We start from the raw sequence: 17,370 nt of genomic DNA, 5'->3' as shown, positions 1-17,370 counted from the left end.
GGTGCGTAAGGATGGTTCGATTATTTAGGAGCCATTGATCGAAAAGTAAATCAGTTTATTACCACATCTGTGATTTCAACTTCATACCAGGTGAATGCTCCTTCGGGTAAAACCCAGGTTACGGTAACCTGAGTTGGAATTGAAAAGCCATCAAAGGAAGTGTAGGAATTCTCATCAATTGCGATTTTCCATGTCTCAAGCTTTTTAGTTTGATCATGGTATCTCAACGTTTCAAAACCAATGACTTTTCCTTTTTCATTAAAAATGAAGGTTCCTTCCACAGACTTACCTTTATCATTTAGTGTGGCTTTTGCTTTGACATCACTAATTGCATCCCATTGGATAAAGTCATTCATTGCGGCAGTCGGATACCACACCATTTCAGCTAAGTATCGCATGGCTGCTCCCTGGTCAATATTAATTCCGCTTTCATTTATAATGGGAAGTAGTGAATACAGCTTGATAACCATGCTTCCTTCTCCGTCATCATACTTATCTATTCCTGAAAACTGAATGGCAGACCCTTTACCAACTTTTGTACTCCAGGTGAAACCCGGTTGTGCAAGTTTAACCCACTGTTCAGCATCGAATGACATCCACTTATCTTTTGGAGAGAGTTTCATTTGTCCAGCCTGAAGCAGGTGAACAGTCTGAGGTTTCACCTTTCCAATTACCCCACTTTGTCTCATCCACTTTCGAACCGGTTCTGGCAAGTGTGGGATGTCAGCCTCTGTAATGGTCAGAGTTGACGCTGTTTTTGTCGGTAAGAATTTATTGAGTTCGGACTGAAGAGACTTGTTTACATTCCATTCACCAAAAGCAAGAACGGAGGCAAATATCACCAGTACGTTTATTATCGATCCGAATTTGGCATCCTGCCAGTATATGAATATCAGTATTTGTGAGGTGATAGCAGCTGTTAAACCGATCATCCACCACCAATTGATTTTGAAGCCATAAAGAATGGCTGAAGAGATGAAAAGCAAGCTGCATAGAAACCAGAGAACACCTGATACTTTGGAAATCGGTAAAGTGAGCTGATTAACAGGTGCCAGATTAAGGGCTTTCACAAACCCTAAAAGATGAATCAGGCCGTGAAGAAGCATAGCGATTATGAATATTGACTTTAGCATATTTTTAATTTATAGCTATTGCTGACTCTTTGCAGAAGCAGCTTTCATTTTTGATATAAAAGTGCCTTGGCAATTAATACCAAAGCACTTTTAATTGAAAAGCAAATGGGTTAGAATGTCCTGGATATGCCTACGCCGGCACTGATGTAGTTAAGATCAACCGATGTAGTGGCGGTTTCAATTTCAATATCTCTAGATAAAGATCTGTAGCGCACACTCGGCATTAAATTCCATTTATCGGCAAGTGGTATTACCAATCCGGCTCCCAATTGCCAGCCAAAACCGTGACCAGAATCAGCGATAATATCATCACCTTGCTCGACTTCAATATGGTTTGCTAATCCACCACCCCTGATCAATAAATCAACTTTTGAGTCTCCTATGGGATGGATAAACTGAAGGCCATAGGTATAGCCCGTCTCTTCAAAGTCTAAGCTGGTGCCATTTATTTCCTGGTCAGAACCAAACTTATTCCACCCCCAACCAGCGTACACTGATAGATGAGGCATGAATCGATAAGCGAAAGTGCCTTCAAAACCAAATCCTGTTTTGAGATCAGCATCACCCAAATCTTTCGTAGCAAGGCTTACACCAGGACGGAATTCAAAGCTTAAGCGATCTTGTGCTAATGCACTTTGTGACACGCCTATCAAAGCAATGATTGAAACTATCACCACTGCTTTTTGAAAGAGTTTTTTCCTGTATTCCATAACATTTTCCTGTTAATAAATTTTGATTTTCAAGTGCCTTTGCGAAGATCATTTATGTTAAAATGAATTGTAATGAGGCCTATCATTTTCATATATGATTGTTATCAATGACATGAGGCATGTGGGCATTAAACACCCGAAAAAGGAGGATTTTCAAATCAGACCAATGGACACAGCATGTCGGTAAGCTTCGTCTGTATGGGCTACCATTTGGATAGGAACATCTGCACTCTTTACTTTCTGAGCAGTTTCATTTGCTAATGATTTATCACGAATGGCCCGGATGTAAATTGCCTGAACCCGGCCCGGGTATTTTTCTACGATAGAGGCATAAATCTCCGGATCACGCTGGCCACTATCGCCAATCAGCACAAAAGAGAGGTCAGGGTAGAAATTCATCAGAGCTTCTATTTTTTCCTGTTTGTGCATATGGGTGCCACCGCCGGATTTGATCAATTCTTTAAGTCCGCTTTTGAATCGCTGTAATAAAAAAGGTCCCTTAGGGAGGTTTTTGGCCTCAAAGAAATCGACTAGAAAATCATAGAGATTCCACTCGCTGCTACTGACATAAAAAATGGGATTAGCTGATTCATTGCTGGACAAAGCACAGTAAAAGTCTTTGACACCCGGAAAAGGGAGTCGGGTTTTAGCATTTTTTGTCAGAATTAATCGGAGCTTTCTAAATAGCTGTGTGGCATGTGAGATGAGCACCGTATCATCAATGTCAGAGATGACTCCAAATGGAGGTTGATGATTTACAACAAGGACCTCTCCACGTGTTTCATAATCATCGATGGTGAACCTCACTTCTTTCCAGCCAGGCTCAACCGGATTATCGAGATCGATGATCAATTGAAAAAAACCCAACTCATCAGTGATTACCTGATGTTGTTGTCCCTGAAAATGAATGTCAACTGTTACCTCAGGTAGCGAGGTGCTCAGGTACCGAGCAATCATATTCCTGAAGTTCTTTCTTTTTTTATCTCCTTCATCAGCCAGAAACTCCGGTCTGTTTTCCAGTGCATGGCCCGAAACGATGATTTGTGAGTCGTTTCCATAGCCACGATAGGGCACGACGACCGGCGGACGAATAATCCCAAGCTTTTTTTTCAGCCAAAGGAAAAAGCGTATGCGGATTTTTTTGAATATTGCGATTGTACCGAGTGTTTAAAATCCATTAAAAGATACCAATCCGATAACAGGTGGGCAAACAGAAAGTTCTTTTCGTCATCAATCCAATCTCCGGAGGAAACAATAAAGAGGGACTTTATGCGCAAATAGAAGATTTCTGTGAGCATAATGAGGTGGAGTGCGAGCTGTTGAAAACGTCCGGTGAAAACGATCCTGAGTCTATACGAGAGAGAATCGAATCCTTCCAGCCGACTACCGTAGTGGCCGGAGGTGGTGATGGTACGGTAAAACTGGTAGCTGAGGAACTTCTGGAAACAGGTATTAAGCTTGGTATTTTGCCGTTGGGATCTGCCAATGGACTGGCTACTGAGCTTGAGATCCCTGAGGGAATTGATGATAATTTAAAACTCCTGCAGGAGGGTAAGACGAGGAAAATAGATGCTGTACGGGTAAACGGAGAGCTATGCTTGCATTTAAGTGATATCGGTTTCAATGCGGAGCTGATCAAAGAGTTTGAGGAGGAGGGGACCCGTGGAAAACTGGGCTATGCGCTCTCGTTTTTTAAGCAGCTGAGCAAACGACGAAAAAGTACGTTTGAAATTCAGATAGATGATGAAGGGCACACCTACAAAGCAGAGATGATCGTGATTGCCAATGCCTCAAAGTACGGAACCGGTGCGGTTGTCAACCCAATGTGTGACATGCAGGATGGGTTATTCGAAGTGTGTGTGTTTATGCCGCTCCCGTGGCACAAGTTCTTTCATCTCACCTGGCATAGCTTCATCGGACGGCTGGAAGTGTCCGAATACTTCGCGATTCACCAAGGGAAGAAAGTGACCATCACTTCAAGAAAATTTCGCACGTTACAAGTAGATGGCGAGGTAATAGGTAAAACCCAAAAGGTAGAGGCAGAGGTGTTGAAGGGGGTTTTGAAGATGGTTGTTTAAGAACAGGGCACTCATTGCATACGAGTGCCAGTTTGATGCGGTGGAAGTTAAAGCTGTTCTAAGGAAGACTTAGCTTGTTCTATGCTGAATAGGGCCTCACGAAGGACTTCCGTATCATCCATAAACTCCATTCCTTTATCGGAGTTTTGCCAGCTTGAAGATCGGGAGTCAAAAATTTGATCTCGCTTTGCGATGTGTTTATCAATTTCAAGTTCTACCTGATTGAGTTTTTTAATAATACGCTCCATAGATGTGATGATTTAGGGACAAGGCACTCGTTACAAACGAGCGCCAGCTTGAGGCAAAAAACAACGTAACGCGCAAACTACTAAATTCCTCTCAAACAACGCGTATTCAGTATTTTCATCTGATTTGAACGTTTCATAAGCGTTTTTTATACGTATAGTTAACTCCTCTAAGCGTTATAAGACGGTTAGTGTAATTCGAATGATTTCCACTCAGCATTCTCAATCCGATCTTCAAACACTCCAAACACCGTACTCCCGCTTCCGGTCATAGAAGCATAAACAGCGCCGACCTCATACATCTCCTTTTTGAGTTGTTCGATTTCCGGATGATTCGGAAAAATGGAAGCTTCAAAATCGTTTTTCAGCGTTTCTTTCCAGTTCTCAATGGGTTTTCGGATAATTTCAGAAACTGAGCTTTTTGGTTGGTGTGGAGTGACACCTGTATAGGCATCTTTCGTGGAAACATGTATGCCCGGATTGTGAATGGCTAAATAATAGCCGGAAAGGTCCAGGTCAATGGGTTCCAGTTGTTCGCCTCGCCCTCTGGCAATAGCCGATTGGTTTTTGATGAAGAAGGGGCAGTCACTACCCAGCTGTAAGGCATAAGCTTCAAGTTGCAAGTTGGTGAGTCCTAATTCAAATAATTCATTTAGCATCTTCAACGTGAATGCTCCATCAGCAGATCCTCCGCCCAGTCCGGCTCCCATGGGGATATTTTTCAATAAATGAATCTCAACCGCAGGGATCTTGAAATCCGCTTTCAATAGCTCGTAGGCTTTTACGCATAGATTGGAGGAGGAGTCTCCCGGAATCTCCAGTCCGTAGCTGCAAAAAGTAAAAGAAGCTGCCTCTATCACCTCCAGACTGTCGTGCCAGGGAATAGGATAGAAGCAGCTCTCAATGTTGTGGTAACCATCTTCCCGCTTACTCACAATGTTAAGGCCCAGATTGATTTTTGCATTAGGGAAGACTATCATATCGTGTCATCCTGAGCCTGTCGAAGGAGACACTTCGATAAACTCAGTGTGACACCTTCTTTAAGGCTGCTTAGAATTATTTACTCAACTCTTCCACCATCGCCTCTGTGATCCCTGAGCTGGAGAATCCTCCATCGTGCATCAAGTTCTGCATGGTCACCATACGGGTCAGATCAGAGAACATCGCGATACAGTAATCTGCACAGCTTGCAGCATCTGCATTGCCCAGTGGTGACATCTTATCTGCATAGTTGAAGAAGACATCAAAGCCCGGTACACCTGAACCTGCAGTGGTCATCGTTGGCGACTGAGAAATAGTATTTACACGCACTTTCTTGTCTCGTCCCATGCGGTAGCCGTAGCTTCTGGCGATGGATTCCAATAGGGCTTTGGCCTGGGCCATATCTGAGTAATCCGGGAATGTTCGCTGTGCTGCGATGTAGGAAAGACCAAGAATTGATCCCCACTCGTTCATTGCGTCCAGTTTTTCTGCTGTCTGCATCATTTTATGAAAGGAAAGCGCAGAAACATCCAGTGTCTTCTGAAACCAATCATAGTTCAGGTCACCATAGTCCTTACCTTTCCGAACGTTGGGGCTCATTCCGATGGAGTGAAGTACAAAATCAATTTTACCACCTAGCGCTTCCTGTGATTTTGTAAAAAGGTTTTCCAAATCTTCCATTGAAGTAGCATCCGCAGGAATGATTTCAGCACCTGTCTGCTCTCCCAGTTTATTGATCTCACCCATACGCATTGCTATCGGGGCGTTTGTTAATGTAAATGTGGCTCCTTGCTCGTGTGCTTTTTCAGCAACTTTCCATGCGATGGAGTTTTGATCCAGTGCGCCGGAGATGATTCCTCGTTTTCCTTTTAGTAGATTATGTGACATAATGTTAGTTTTCAATTGAAGTCATTCTGAACTTGATTCAGAATCCAAATATATTTCAGTAAGCATAGACCCTGAAATAAATTCAGGGTGACAACTTTTTAATTTGATCGTTCAGGTGCCATTTGCAACAACTCCTTGGCACTTTCTACCGCAGAAGTGCCCGGGTTTTCACCACCAATCATTTTGGCGATCTCATGGATACGATCTTCGTTTTCCAGCCGTTTGATGCGGCTGACAGAGCGATCTGAAGTGTGATCTTTGTATACGAAGTAATGCGCATCACCACCAGCGGCAAACTGTGGCAGATGGCTGATGCTGATCACCTGGTGACTTTTAGCCATGTGTTTCATCATGCGGATCATCTGTAGGGCTACCTCACCGGATACGCCGGTATCAATTTCATCAAAAATGATGGTTGGCATGGCCGTTTTATCTGCGATCAAATATTTCACTGCGAAAATCAAACGTGAAAATTCACCTCCTGAAGCCACTTCTTTTAGTTCCTGAGGCTTAATGCCCTTGTTGGCACTGAACAGCATTTCAATGGTATCTAAACCGGTTGCAGAAGGCTCAGATGGGCTAACCCTGATTTCAACAGTGCCATTCTCAATCCCAATCTGGTGGATGATTTTCTCAATCTCATCTGAGAAGTTAAGAGCAGAGAGCTTTCTGGATTCTGTGAGCTTATTTCCTTTTTCCTGCGTCTCTTTCTCTGCCAACTCCAGTGCCTTTTTAGCTTTCGCAATATCATGATCCAGGTTAGCAACCTGGCTCAGGCTTTCGTTGATTTCATCACGAATCTTTATTAGTTCTTCTACAGTGAGAACCGAGTGTTTTTTTTGCAGCCTAAACAGTAAATCCAGCCGGTCTTTCAATTCCTGAATTTTTTCTGGATCGTGTTCTACTTTATCCTGTACCCGCTGCATCTCGTTAGCGATATCAGCGAGCTCAATGGAGGTGCTCTCCACTCGTTCACTTATATCCTCTAAGTCTTTTGAAAAAGAAGCAATCGAATGTAACAGAGACTTGGATTCATTAAGCTGTTGCAGGATAGCAACCTCAGATTCATCCAGCATGTGGATAGCCTGAGAAAGCTTCAGTTTGATATCTTCCGCATTTTCCAACACCTCCAGCTCACTTTCCATCTCCTCTTGATTCAGGTCATCTAGGTTTGCTTCCAGTAGTTCACTAAGCAGGAACTGCCTGTAGTCTGCATCTTCTGCGCTTTGTGCAGCCAAAGACTCAAGCTTGTCTAATTGTTTTTTAGCGGAAGCATATTTTTTATACGCTTCCTGATAGCTCTTTAGGATGTCGGGGTGTGCGGCAAAGGCATCTAATGCATTTAGTTGATATAGGTTATTTCCGAGCTGTAGCGATTCGTGCTGAGAGTGTACGTCCATTAGTTTTTCACCAATGGCTTTTAGTGCACTTAAGTTAGTCGGCGTATCATTGACAAATGCACGCGATTTTCCGGTAGGACTTATTTCCCTGCGGATCACGCATTCAGCTTCATAGTCAAGGTCTTCGCTTTCGAAGATTTGTTTTAGGGAATAGGAAGAGATATCAAATGTTCCTTCTACAATGCATTTTTGATTTTCATCCAGTAAGACTTTGGTATCCGCTCGTTTTCCGAGTAGAAGCCCCACGGCACCTAGCATGATTGATTTACCTGCTCCGGTTTCACCAGTGATAATATTCAGGTGAGAAGATGGGGACATCTCCAGCTCGCGAATGAGTGCGTAGTTTTTTATCTGCAGTGACTTGATCATAAATGGGTCACAAAGATAGGTCAGAGACTACTCAATTAATGCCTTGTAATCGTCCGTTCTTGCCGGGTCGATATTGCTGAGCAGATTATAGGCTTGCCGGCGAGTTGCCAGGCTGGATTCAGAGAAAATTTGAATTAACTCTCCGGATTTACTATCCATGAAAGCGATGGTCAAAATGGATCTGGGGCGCGCACGGTTGGCTCGCTGAACTTTTGATAAAGCATCCAAAATATTTTTTTCAGCCTGCTCACGATCCTCCAGCATAATATCTAACCCCTGACGATGGTAAGTATAAAGTGCCTGCCTTATCGGTTCCAGTTGTGGGTTTTGAACATTTTCTACTAACCAGTACCTGTTTCGAACACTGTTGAATTGTTGCCACCCCGAGTAGTTAGTCTGTTGAGCGTTGTTGACAATTTTGAAAGCATTTTGAAAGTGAGGGGTGCCTCCCAGCTCTGAAAAAGTGTCGTAATCAAAACCAATGATCATATATGCATAGTATGCGAGCATGGAGGTAATGTTGCTGGTAAAGGTGTTTTCATTGAACCGCAGTGGTTGTGATTGTACATACTCAAAATTCCAATCCCGATCAGCGAAATTCATTATTACGGACTCATAGCCGGTACCATAAACCGGACGACTGGAAAGAACCTGAACGGAGGCTTTAAATACACCGATGCTCGGCATTTCTGAGATGGTGATTACCAGATTGCAATTGATGACCTCCTCTTCCTCAAATTCATCATTGGTCCATTTGGTGGTATTTAGGAATTGGGCAAATTCCGTTTCCATTTCTGTGAATATGGCTCTTTCAGTGGTTTGTACCTGCTGTGCATTCACGATCACCCGGCAATTGAGCTCCTGGGCAAATGACGCTGACAGGAAGAAGATAAGTAGTATTCCGAAAAATCTCATTTAAGATGCTTTATGACATATTCAACGATATCCTGCGCCACATCAGCCTTACTCTTCAACTCAAATTTTTGTTCGTTATTGTCTTTATCAAAAAAGGTTACTTTGTTGGTGTCTTGCTGGAAACCAGCACCCTGATCATTGAGTGAGTTGAGAACGATCAGGTCAAAATTCTTTTTCTTCAGTTTTTCCTTTGCGTTGACTGATTCATTATTTGTTTCAAGCGCAAAACCAATGTGAAATTGCTTCTTTTTCTTTTTCCCCAGAGTAGCAGCAATGTCCGGGTTCTTTATAAGCTCAAGGTGTAAATTATCATCGTTTTTTTTAATCTTTTCCTTGGCAGGTTCTTTTGGTCGATAATCCGATACTGCAGCTGAGAAAATAACAATATCTGCATCTAAATGATGTTTTTCTGCCTCTTTTAGCATTTCGTTAGCAGATTGCACTTTGACAACTTCTCCATGGTTCGGAAAGAAATCTGCCGGGCCTGATATCATGGTGAATTCAGCTCCAGCATTGCGAAAGGCATTGGCAATTGCTGTACCCATCTTACCGGAAGAATGATTACCAATGAAACGGACTGGGTCAATAGATTCGAATGTAGGACCCGAGGTGATCAATACCTTTTTTCCCTTTAGCGCTTCGGAGTTAGCTAGCTTTTTTTTTACGATTTGCAGCAGTTCTTCTGGTTCGGCCATCCTTCCTTGTCCGGAAAGGCCACTGGCAAGCTCTCCGTCTCTTGCCTCGATTACTTCATTGCCGAAGGACTGTAATTTCTTTAGGTTTTCCTGAGTGCTGGGGTGTTGGTACATGTCCAGATCCATGGCAGGAGCCACGATCACAGGACACTTTGCTGAGAGATACGTTGCAAGAAGCAGGTTGTCACAAATACCATTAGCCATCTTACCCAGCGTGTTGGCACTGAGTGGGGCGATGAGCATCAGGTCTGCCCACATGCCGAGCTCCACATGATTGTGCCATTCGCCACTTTTCCCATCAAAATATTCAGAGTAGACCGGGTTTTTGGAGAGAGTGGATAGCGTTAGAGGTGTGATAAAGTCTTTGGCACTTTCTGTCATAATCACTTTGACTTCAGCACCTTCTTTCTTAAGTAAACGCACAAAAAAAGCGGTTTTATAAGCCGCAATGGACCCACAAACCGCTAATAATATTTTCTTACCCGCCAACATGGCGACTAATTTATGCTAAATCTGAACCAGAATCGGCTTCTTCTTCAGGTAATCTGAAATTTAATTCTCCGTTTAGGAATTCTTCGATTGCCATTGTAGTAGGCTTGGGCATACGCTCATAAAACTTGGAGATTTCTATTTGCTCTCTGTTTTCGAAGATTTCTTCCAAATTGTCTACTGAAGATGCAAACTCAGCAAGCTTTGCATTAAGCTCTTCTTTTTGATTTGCGCTGATTTGTCTTGCTCGCTTAGCAATGATCACCAAAGACTCATACAGATTGCCTGTTGGCTCAAGAATGTCCTGATTGTCTCTGGTAATAAGTGAAGAATTGATCTGATGCATTTCGCTCTATTTATTTTGAATCCGCAAATTTAGTAATTTCTTCGATGCTTTTCCCATAAATCTTTTCAGCATCTTTCAAATATTCGCTATTTGGATATTTATCTATGAACTCCAGGTAGTGATCGATTGCGGCCTGGTATCGTTCCTTTTGCTTGGAAGGGATACTTGCCTCTGCATAATCGTATGCAGTTTCTATTCGCAAATAAGAGACTTCCTCATTGTATTTGGAATCAGGGAAATCATCGGCAAAATTGTCAAAAACGACCAATGGGGCTTTGTAGCCACGTAGTTCTCGTAATTTATAGTAAAGCCTACATTGCTCATAAGCCTTCTTTTCCAATTTCACCTGCATATCATCAATGATTCTATCCGCCTCAGGCGCATAGTCTGATGCTGGGTACTTATTGATGAAATTTTGCATAGCTGCCACTGCTTCGTATGTCACCGTTTGATCCAACTGATAATCTGGTGACTGAAGGTATAATGAATATGCGTGCATATATTCTGCTTCCATCACGTATTCAGATCGTCCATAGATTTTCACAAACTCCTGAAAATGATGGGCACTAAGGATGTATTGTTTTTGATAGTAATAACTGTAAGCCAGATAGAAGTTTCCGAGCTCGGCTTCTTCTGTTCCTCTGATAATTGGAAGAATATCTTCCAAAAGAATGATCGTACGGTGATAATCTTCTTCTTCGTAGTATGCCAGTGCAGCTTCATACTTCACTTTCCAGTCTCCGCTTTTTTGTATTTTTCGGAACTTACAACTGCCGAGCATCCCCACAGCAACAACCAACAAGATAAGAATTCGAATTTCCCTCATATTTTTTTAATAGGTCGGCAAAACTAAGGACTTATGCTTTAAACGGAAACAGTGCTGCAATCATTCACCGTCCTTCTTAAGGCTTTTTAACGTTTGTTTTCTGTTTTCCATCTTTCCTTCGAGATCAATCCTTTTTGAAGGAGGTTGTTGGGTGGGTTTTTCTTTTTTTTCTGGCTTAAGAAGTGGTGTTGTAATCAGGTCTTTCAGCGAAGGACGTTCATTACCTCTCCACTCAAAGCCGTCTAATTTTTGCACTTCAGGAGTCAACTCGTGAGGAGGAATAAATCTTGCATCAGGCTTTATATAAAAGGAGATATTGTCCAGTTCTTCATCTACAAAACGGATGGTCATGTCACTACATAGTATGCGGTTCATGCCAAGCGTGATAATATTATTTGGGTCGTCTTCATCTAATACATAATAAATGCTCTCTCCGTTTCCATTCACATTGATGTGATCAATTTTGGAACGTTTAAAATGAGCCTTCATGGTTCTGCCCTTGATCTGATTGTAGTTCATCAGGGTATCTTCAGTAGCCAAGAATGCTTTCTGAAGCAATGTCATGTTTTTGATTTCTTTTTCAGTGACTTCCATGACAATAGTGTCACCTTCCAATTGATTTTTTAGATTCCAGAAAATGGGATCTTCATAAAAATAGAGCAAAGAGTCCTGAAGGAAATAGGAAGCTGAATCAGCAAGGCCCTGAAGGTTACGCTTCCAAATTCTCACATTATGGTAGGCAAGAATCCGTTTTGCAGAATCGTATTCGCTTTCGATGGATACCAGCGTATCTGCAGCCATATAGAGTGTATCTTCTTTTAGAAAACGACGCATGAGTGCATTGCCGTAGACTTTGCTGATCCCGTTTGCCTTATCCGCGAAACCGTCATCGCCTGTGATCACAACATCATCTTCTTTAGACGTAAGCTTCACGTTTCCACTAGCATCATAGAATTTTTTGAGATCGTCAAAAAAAAGCTCATCACCTTCCATGTAGTAGTCGGTCGTTTCTACCGTGCCATCGATAAACTCAGACTGATCAAACTGCGTACGGAAAGTGCCTCCTTTTGCATGCAAAATGGATTCATCTTCGGTGATGATGGTGGTTTTTCCTTCAGTAATGGCAATTTTGGGACGTATATTGTAGCGTAAAGTATCTGATTTCAGGGTGTAATCCGGGGCAACCAATACCACGTTAGAGTAGAATAGGGCGTACTTCTGCCGCCCGTAATAATAGCCGGTTTTGCTAGTCAGCACATTAACTGAATCTTTGAGCTTACCACCATTGAAGTACTGCCCTTCCTCTGTTTCCATATTATAATCGAGGAAGTCAGTGGTCAATCTTTGATCTGCTTTGGTATAAACCACATTTTGACGCAGCTTAGCCGTACGATCCTGACCATTATAAATGAGTTTCTGAGAAGTGATGGTGACAGAATCGTCAATGATTTTCACCCGACCAAAAGCCTCCATTACATTGTCATCCACATAATAATAGGAGCTGTCACAATACATGGTAGTGGTTTCCTGTGCAAAGACCACATTTCCAATCAAGCGTCTGATTTTTTCACCATTTTTACGAAATTCAAATAAATCTTCAGCTTTGTATTTGATGCGATCTTTCTTCTGGGCTTGTGTGTTCCAGCAGAGGAGTAAAAGTGAGAAGACTAAAATGGTATGGAGTAACTTCCGCATGTGGCAAAATTAACTGATCGAGTTGTGCATTCTTTACAAAAACAGTTCCATGATTTCATTCACACCAATCATTTGGTAGTGAAAGACCAAAAAATCTTGTTGGCGGTTAGTGGAGGGCTTGATTCTATGGTTATGGCGGACCTCTTTTTGAAAGGAGGCTATCCAATTGCATTGGCACATTGCAATTTTGGTTTGAGAGGAGATGAATCAGATGGCGATGAGGCATTTGTGCTGAAATGGGCAGATAAGAATAATGTTAACTGCTACGTAAAATCTTTTGATTTAGGAGACGGGTCCATTCAGCTGGAAGCCAGGAATGCGCGCTATCACTGGTTTAGTGAACTGCTGTTAGAGCACGATTTGGATAAGGTCAGCACTGCTCACCACCTGAATGATTCATTGGAGACCGTTTTGATAAACTTAACCCGAGGTACCGGTATTAAAGGTGTTTCCGGTATTTCAATAAAAACGGATAAGCTCATACGTCCACTCCTTTTTGCAACAAAAGAGGCGTTGCATACCTATGCTATGGATGAGGGGGTGGACTGGAGAGAGGACTCCAGTAATGAAGGTGTAGACTATGATCGCAACCATATTCGACATGAAGTAATCCCTGAATTAGAAAAGCTAAATCCATCTTTAATCAAGACGTTTTTTAATACATCTGAACGATTGAGGTTTGCTTCTGAGATTGTATCTCAGAAAGTACATGCAGTCAAGAGTCAATACCTCTCGGAAGACCAAGGTGGGTGGAAGCTCCAATTACACTGGGTTTCGAGTGCTACGGATGAACTGATCCTTGCGGAGATCCTGGCAGAATTTGGGATGAATTACGTCACTGCGAAAGAGGTATTTGCTGCAAGAGGAAAGTCGGGCAAAAGTTTTCAGGAAGGTGAGTGGCTAATCACCATGGATCGTGAGTCACTCTATATTGACAGGAATGGCACTACCACCTCAGGGGAATTAATTATTGAAGAGCCGGGACTGTACTACTTAGATGGAAATGAATTTGAAGTAAAAGAGGTCTCAAAAAAGGACGTGGAGTACCGGGATGAACGCACTGTCTTTTTGGATGCGGAGAAATTGGTTTTTCCACTTAAGGTTAGGCCATGGAAGGAGGGGGATCGATTCAACCCATTGGGGATGTCAGGTGAAAAAAAGCTAAGTGATTTTTTGATAGATGAAAAAGTGCCAGTACCTAAAAAGAAAACCGTGCTTGTGTTGGAATCCAATAATCAGATCGCATGGGTAGTGGGATACCGAGTATCTGACTCATTTAAAATTAATGAAGCTACCAAAGGTGCGATCAAAATTTCAAAATCGAGTTCATAGCGTAACATTTTACTTATCATACGCATCCATAAGACATGTTGAAAATCGTCCATGCTTTCAAAACTGCGTTTCATGATACGCGTAAAAACTTACTCCACACACTACTATCAATTTTAGGTATTGTGATAGGTGTTGGTGCGCTGGTTTCAATCTTGTCCCTGATTGATGGAATGGAACAATATGCCCATCAACAAATTTCTAGAACGACTTCCCTGGAGAGCATATCAGTCTCGACCAACACCACTAAGCGGGTTGATAATGTGATTGTGAGCATTGAGGACTATCCATACTTCAATTATTCAAAGTTCTCACAATTAATGGATGAGTTGCCGGGTGAATGCGAGGGCTATATCAAGTACGAGGAGTCTGGTTTTATCCAGGTAAATGACTCCACTGACAGAGGAATATTGCTCTCAGCGATTGGCAGTACTCAACACGAACGTGTGACCCAATTATCCGGTGTGTTTATCTCAAAAGAAGATCTGGAAAACAAAAGTCCGAATATTCTGATTTCAAAGGAACTTGCTGTTGCGTTGGATGAAGGGAGAGATATGGAAGACTGGCTTGGAAAAGAGCTGGTGTTTAAACAGGATACCTTTCGGATCAAGGGTGTGGTGGATGTCCCATCCGAAAGACTGGAAATTTTTGCGCCAATTACATTGATTACCGAAGAGAAATTGAAAAACACGCCACCCTCTGTGATGATATTAGCTCCTACAGTGGAAGAGGTGGCTACCCTTAAAGAAGAAATTTTAGCCCACCTAAAAACGGAGTTCGGTTCTAGAGCAGAAAACCTCCGGGTGATCACGAATGAATTTAGGGTGGAGCAGGCAAACCAAGGGTTTTTAGTGTTTCGTATTGTAATGGGACTTATTGTAGGAATATCAGTTTTGGTAGGAGGGATAGGCGTAATGAATGTATTGTTGATTTCTGTGACGGAGCGCACATCAGAGATAGGTGTTAGAAAAGCTGTGGGAGCCAAGCGAAGAGATATAATTATTCAGTTCCTGTCAGAGTCTTTGAGTGTCAGCTTCATTGGGAGTTTTCTTGGTGTGATCCTGGGCGTTTTATTTACACTGGCCGCTGTTCCAATCATTAAACATTTCACAAAAATGCCCTTTCAGGCGGCTTACACTGTGGATACCCTTTTAATTATTTCTACCGTTTCTATTCTGGTTGGAATTGTGTTTGGTACATACCCGGCAATGAAAGCTTCTAAGCTTGATCCGGTAGAGGCTATTCGAAGGGAGTAATAAGCATAAAGGTCACACTCAGCTAAATTTTTGTTGTACCTCGTCGAGACTTGAGTCAGAACCAACGAATGTTAATGTATCGCCTAATCGCAAGCGGGTGTATCCATGGGTAATAATGACATTGGAAGATCTCATTACTGATAATATGATGACATCCGATGGCAATCTTAACTCTCTTAAGGTAATGCCATGGAGGTCTGTATTTCGAAGGACAATATCTCTCGAATCTTTACCTTTTTCCAGTCCTAGGATAAGCGATGTAGCTTGAGGAGATCTCACAAAGTGATCAAGGAGACTTATCATAGCCGAAGATGGGTCTACAATTCGTGCATCGTAAGTTTTGAATTCTTCCAGGTTAGTCGGGTTGTTTAGTTGGACGATAATATCCCTTGTACCCACTTCTTCATAAACCAATCGACAGATTTCAAGGCTCTCTTCATCGGACATCATACTCACTATAGCATCATATTTTGATGCTTCGATTTTTTTAAAATATTCCGGTGAAATCTTATCGTAATGTAGGACCTTGATTTTTTCATCAGGCGAATTGTAGCTGGGGTTCCTGGTGGCTATTTCCACAACCCATCCTTTACTTACCAATTGGTTGGCAAGTGCAAGAGATTGATTGTTGTAGCCAAAAATCAATGCTTCTTTTATTCCATCAAAGGCGGGAATATTTGCTCTTTTCTTATTCTCTCCCATTATCGTAATTGCCTTGGCAATCAGGGGAGGTCCAATGATCTGGTTGATGATAATAACGGAGATACACAAGGTGGCGAAATCTGCACCCCAGGTCGGGAATTGATTAGCGACAACTGTCACCAGACCGAGTGCTACCCCCGCCTGTGCAACATAGGGCATCCAGCCTACTTGATAATATTTTGCTTTGTCTCCGTTTATGACACTTCCTGAAAATGAGCCCAAAATGACAGTGACCAACCGAACAAGAAATAATAATAAAGCCAGGACCCACACCTCTGATAAAAGCGACAGGTTCATCGAAGCTCCCGTCAAAGTGAAGAAAGCTACATAAACATATAAGCTGATATCATGAAGGATTTTTAAGAACTCCGCACGATACTTGGTATAGTTGGCGATATAGAAACTAGCGATGAGGCAGATCAAAAGAGGCTCGAAATAGACTTCATGTCCAAACTGAATAGAGGAGTATTCCCTGAAGAAGTTGGAAAAGGTGTAGTTGAGGAGGCCTAGCACCAAAATAAGTATGGTTTTCAGGTATTTTCGCTGACCCCATTTCATGATAGCATGTAGGAGTTTGCCAACAATATAGGCCAAACCGAAAGAGGCGATTATTTCCAGTGCCAGTATGATGAAATCCAGAATCTGGATACTATCGGTTCCCAGCAATGATTTTGAAATGGACAGGACGATGGCAAAAAGGACGACCACAAAGAAATCTTTGGCCATGGTGATTCCCAGCATCATTTTGGTGAACGGCCCTTTGGCTCTAAGCTCCGAGATCACTGCGATTACGGATGCAGGGGATGGAGCGATAAAAAGTACTGAAATGAGCATGGAAATCACTATTTGTGCTTCCAAGCCCAAGCCTGCTGCAAATGGCATCAGGTCGATGAGAGCAAAAACCAGAAAGGTTCCCAGGATCAAACCTGCAAAACTCTGGACGATGGAATGAATTTTAATAGCCCTGAGCTTACTGCGCAACTCAACCAGGTATAATTCCGCACCAGCAGCAAAAGCGATATAAGCCAATGAGATTTCATTTATAAAACGAAGGTCTTGTGCAGCTGAAAGTGGAATTAAGCCAACTACGAATGGACCAACTAAGATTCCGGCAAATATCACCCCGGTGATCAGAGGTAACTTGATGATCTGGAATACTTTAGCTATTTGATTGGCTGAAATCGAGACAATCAGAAACCCAAGTATTAGGATGAATACGTTGACATAATTGCTTGGCAATTCACTCATTCTGACAATAATAATCAAATTATGCAGGATCAGTGATGACAATTTTTGATTTGAGGATGACTTAA

At 42.3% G+C, this 17,370-nt stretch carries 16 protein-coding genes; 3 read left to right on the top strand and 13 right to left on the bottom strand.

Going from position 1 to position 17,370, the window contains the following annotated elements; genetic code table 11:
• Nucleotides 1–50: 50 nt before the first annotated feature.
• The 3 genes from ACOQON_RS12850 to ACOQON_RS12840 all read right to left on the bottom strand — a co-directional run bounded on the left by ACOQON_RS12850 (nucleotide 51) and on the right by ACOQON_RS12840 (nucleotide 2,917).
• Nucleotides 51–1,133 (bottom strand): DUF6544 family protein, encoded by a 1,083-nt coding sequence (locus ACOQON_RS12850; RefSeq protein WP_420575821.1) that lies wholly within the window; start codon nucleotides 1,131–1,133, stop codon nucleotides 51–53.
• Between the two features lie 110 nt (nucleotides 1,134–1,243).
• The gene (locus tag ACOQON_RS12845) at nucleotides 1,244–1,843 is read right to left on the bottom strand and encodes a porin family protein (protein ID WP_420575820.1); all 600 of its coding nucleotides are present in this window, start codon (nucleotides 1,841–1,843) and stop codon (nucleotides 1,244–1,246) included.
• Between the two features lie 153 nt (nucleotides 1,844–1,996).
• Complete coding sequence (locus ACOQON_RS12840) at nucleotides 1,997–2,917, bottom strand: App1 family protein (protein WP_420575819.1); 921 nt, start codon at nucleotides 2,915–2,917, stop codon at nucleotides 1,997–1,999.
• 128 nt (nucleotides 2,918–3,045) lie between these two features.
• On the opposite strand from ACOQON_RS12840, the gene ACOQON_RS12835 reads away from it, so the two are divergent.
• Complete coding sequence (locus ACOQON_RS12835; protein ID WP_420575818.1) at nucleotides 3,046–3,921, top strand: diacylglycerol/lipid kinase family protein; 876 nt, start codon at nucleotides 3,046–3,048, stop codon at nucleotides 3,919–3,921.
• 47 nt (nucleotides 3,922–3,968) lie between these two features.
• Here ACOQON_RS12835 and ACOQON_RS12830 read toward each other — a convergent pair whose 3' ends face one another.
• From ACOQON_RS12830 to ACOQON_RS12790, 9 genes are all read right to left on the bottom strand, one after another.
• Nucleotides 3,969–4,169, bottom strand: coding sequence for a hypothetical protein (locus ACOQON_RS12830; RefSeq protein WP_420575817.1), 201 nt, complete (start codon nucleotides 4,167–4,169; stop codon nucleotides 3,969–3,971).
• A 185-nt stretch (nucleotides 4,170–4,354) separates the two neighbouring features.
• Complete coding sequence (ispE, locus tag ACOQON_RS12825; protein ID WP_420575816.1) at nucleotides 4,355–5,146, bottom strand: 4-(cytidine 5'-diphospho)-2-C-methyl-D-erythritol kinase; 792 nt, start codon at nucleotides 5,144–5,146, stop codon at nucleotides 4,355–4,357.
• Nucleotides 5,147–5,222: 76 nt separating this feature from the next.
• Nucleotides 5,223–6,035: an enoyl-ACP reductase FabI gene (locus ACOQON_RS12820; RefSeq protein WP_420575815.1), complete on the bottom strand. Its 813-nt coding sequence runs from the start codon at nucleotides 6,033–6,035 to the stop codon at nucleotides 5,223–5,225.
• Nucleotides 6,036–6,133: 98 nt separating this feature from the next.
• Nucleotides 6,134–7,804 (bottom strand): DNA repair protein RecN, encoded by a 1,671-nt coding sequence (gene recN, locus ACOQON_RS12815; protein ID WP_420575814.1) that lies wholly within the window; start codon nucleotides 7,802–7,804, stop codon nucleotides 6,134–6,136.
• A 27-nt stretch (nucleotides 7,805–7,831) separates the two neighbouring features.
• Nucleotides 7,832–8,719 (bottom strand): DUF4835 family protein, encoded by an 888-nt coding sequence (locus ACOQON_RS12810; RefSeq protein ID WP_420575813.1) that lies wholly within the window; start codon nucleotides 8,717–8,719, stop codon nucleotides 7,832–7,834.
• Nucleotides 8,716–9,906, bottom strand: a complete 1,191-nt coding sequence (gene coaBC, locus ACOQON_RS12805) for a bifunctional phosphopantothenoylcysteine decarboxylase/phosphopantothenate--cysteine ligase CoaBC (protein WP_420575812.1) — start codon at nucleotides 9,904–9,906, stop codon at nucleotides 8,716–8,718. Before coaBC ends, ACOQON_RS12810 begins: the two co-directional genes overlap by 4 nt.
• Nucleotides 9,907–9,916: 10 nt before the next feature.
• Nucleotides 9,917–10,249, bottom strand: a complete 333-nt coding sequence (locus ACOQON_RS12800) for a DNA-directed RNA polymerase subunit omega (protein ID WP_420575811.1) — start codon at nucleotides 10,247–10,249, stop codon at nucleotides 9,917–9,919.
• Between the two features lie 10 nt (nucleotides 10,250–10,259).
• Complete coding sequence (locus ACOQON_RS12795; protein ID WP_420575810.1) at nucleotides 10,260–11,075, bottom strand: outer membrane protein assembly factor BamD; 816 nt, start codon at nucleotides 11,073–11,075, stop codon at nucleotides 10,260–10,262.
• Between the two features lie 60 nt (nucleotides 11,076–11,135).
• Nucleotides 11,136–12,770 (bottom strand): OstA-like protein, encoded by a 1,635-nt coding sequence (locus ACOQON_RS12790; RefSeq protein WP_420575809.1) that lies wholly within the window; start codon nucleotides 12,768–12,770, stop codon nucleotides 11,136–11,138.
• Between the two features lie 78 nt (nucleotides 12,771–12,848).
• On the opposite strand from ACOQON_RS12790, the gene tilS reads away from it, so the two are divergent.
• Both tilS and ACOQON_RS12780 read left to right on the top strand, forming a co-directional pair.
• Nucleotides 12,849–14,102: a tRNA lysidine(34) synthetase TilS gene (tilS, locus tag ACOQON_RS12785; RefSeq protein ID WP_420575808.1), complete on the top strand. Its 1,254-nt coding sequence runs from the start codon at nucleotides 12,849–12,851 to the stop codon at nucleotides 14,100–14,102.
• Nucleotides 14,103–14,137: 35 nt separating this feature from the next.
• Complete coding sequence (locus ACOQON_RS12780) at nucleotides 14,138–15,355, top strand: ABC transporter permease (protein ID WP_420575807.1); 1,218 nt, start codon at nucleotides 14,138–14,140, stop codon at nucleotides 15,353–15,355.
• Nucleotides 15,356–15,373: 18 nt separating this feature from the next.
• Here ACOQON_RS12780 and ACOQON_RS12775 read toward each other — a convergent pair whose 3' ends face one another.
• A complete protein-coding gene (locus tag ACOQON_RS12775) occupies nucleotides 15,374–17,305 on the bottom strand; it encodes a cation:proton antiporter (protein WP_420575806.1) in 1,932 nt (643 codons plus the stop codon).
• Between the last annotated feature and the right edge of the window lie 65 nt (nucleotides 17,306–17,370).

It is taken from the genome of Ekhidna sp. (assembly GCF_965221965.1).
Lineage (GTDB): Bacteria > Bacteroidota > Bacteroidia > Cytophagales > Cyclobacteriaceae > Ekhidna.
This window is presented reverse-complemented; position numbering and strand designations above follow the sequence as displayed.

Excerpts from the sequence above, each read along its gene's own strand:
- ACOQON_RS12820 (WP_420575815.1), bottom strand. The coding sequence starts at position 6,035 with ATGTCACATAATCTACTAAAAGGAAAACGAGGAATCATCTCCGGCGCA.
- ACOQON_RS12810 (WP_420575813.1), bottom strand. The coding sequence starts at position 8,719 with ATGAGATTTTTCGGAATACTACTTATCTTCTTCCTGTCAGCGTCATTT.
- ACOQON_RS12845 (WP_420575820.1), bottom strand. The coding sequence starts at position 1,843 with ATGGAATACAGGAAAAAACTCTTTCAAAAAGCAGTGGTGATAGTTTCA.
- coaBC (WP_420575812.1), bottom strand. The coding sequence starts at position 9,906 with ATGTTGGCGGGTAAGAAAATATTATTAGCGGTTTGTGGGTCCATTGCG.
- ispE (WP_420575816.1), bottom strand. The coding sequence starts at position 5,146 with ATGATAGTCTTCCCTAATGCAAAAATCAATCTGGGCCTTAACATTGTG.
- ACOQON_RS12795 (WP_420575810.1), bottom strand. The coding sequence starts at position 11,075 with ATGAGGGAAATTCGAATTCTTATCTTGTTGGTTGTTGCTGTGGGGATG.
- ACOQON_RS12850 (WP_420575821.1), bottom strand. The coding sequence starts at position 1,133 with ATGCTAAAGTCAATATTCATAATCGCTATGCTTCTTCACGGCCTGATT.
- ACOQON_RS12800 (WP_420575811.1), bottom strand. The coding sequence starts at position 10,249 with ATGCATCAGATCAATTCTTCACTTATTACCAGAGACAATCAGGACATT.
- ACOQON_RS12775 (WP_420575806.1), bottom strand. The coding sequence starts at position 17,305 with ATGAGTGAATTGCCAAGCAATTATGTCAACGTATTCATCCTAATACTT.
- ACOQON_RS12830 (WP_420575817.1), bottom strand. The coding sequence starts at position 4,169 with ATGGAGCGTATTATTAAAAAACTCAATCAGGTAGAACTTGAAATTGAT.
- ACOQON_RS12790 (WP_420575809.1), bottom strand. The coding sequence starts at position 12,770 with ATGCGGAAGTTACTCCATACCATTTTAGTCTTCTCACTTTTACTCCTC.
- ACOQON_RS12780 (WP_420575807.1), top strand. The coding sequence starts at position 14,138 with ATGTTGAAAATCGTCCATGCTTTCAAAACTGCGTTTCATGATACGCGT.
- recN (WP_420575814.1), bottom strand. The coding sequence starts at position 7,804 with ATGATCAAGTCACTGCAGATAAAAAACTACGCACTCATTCGCGAGCTG.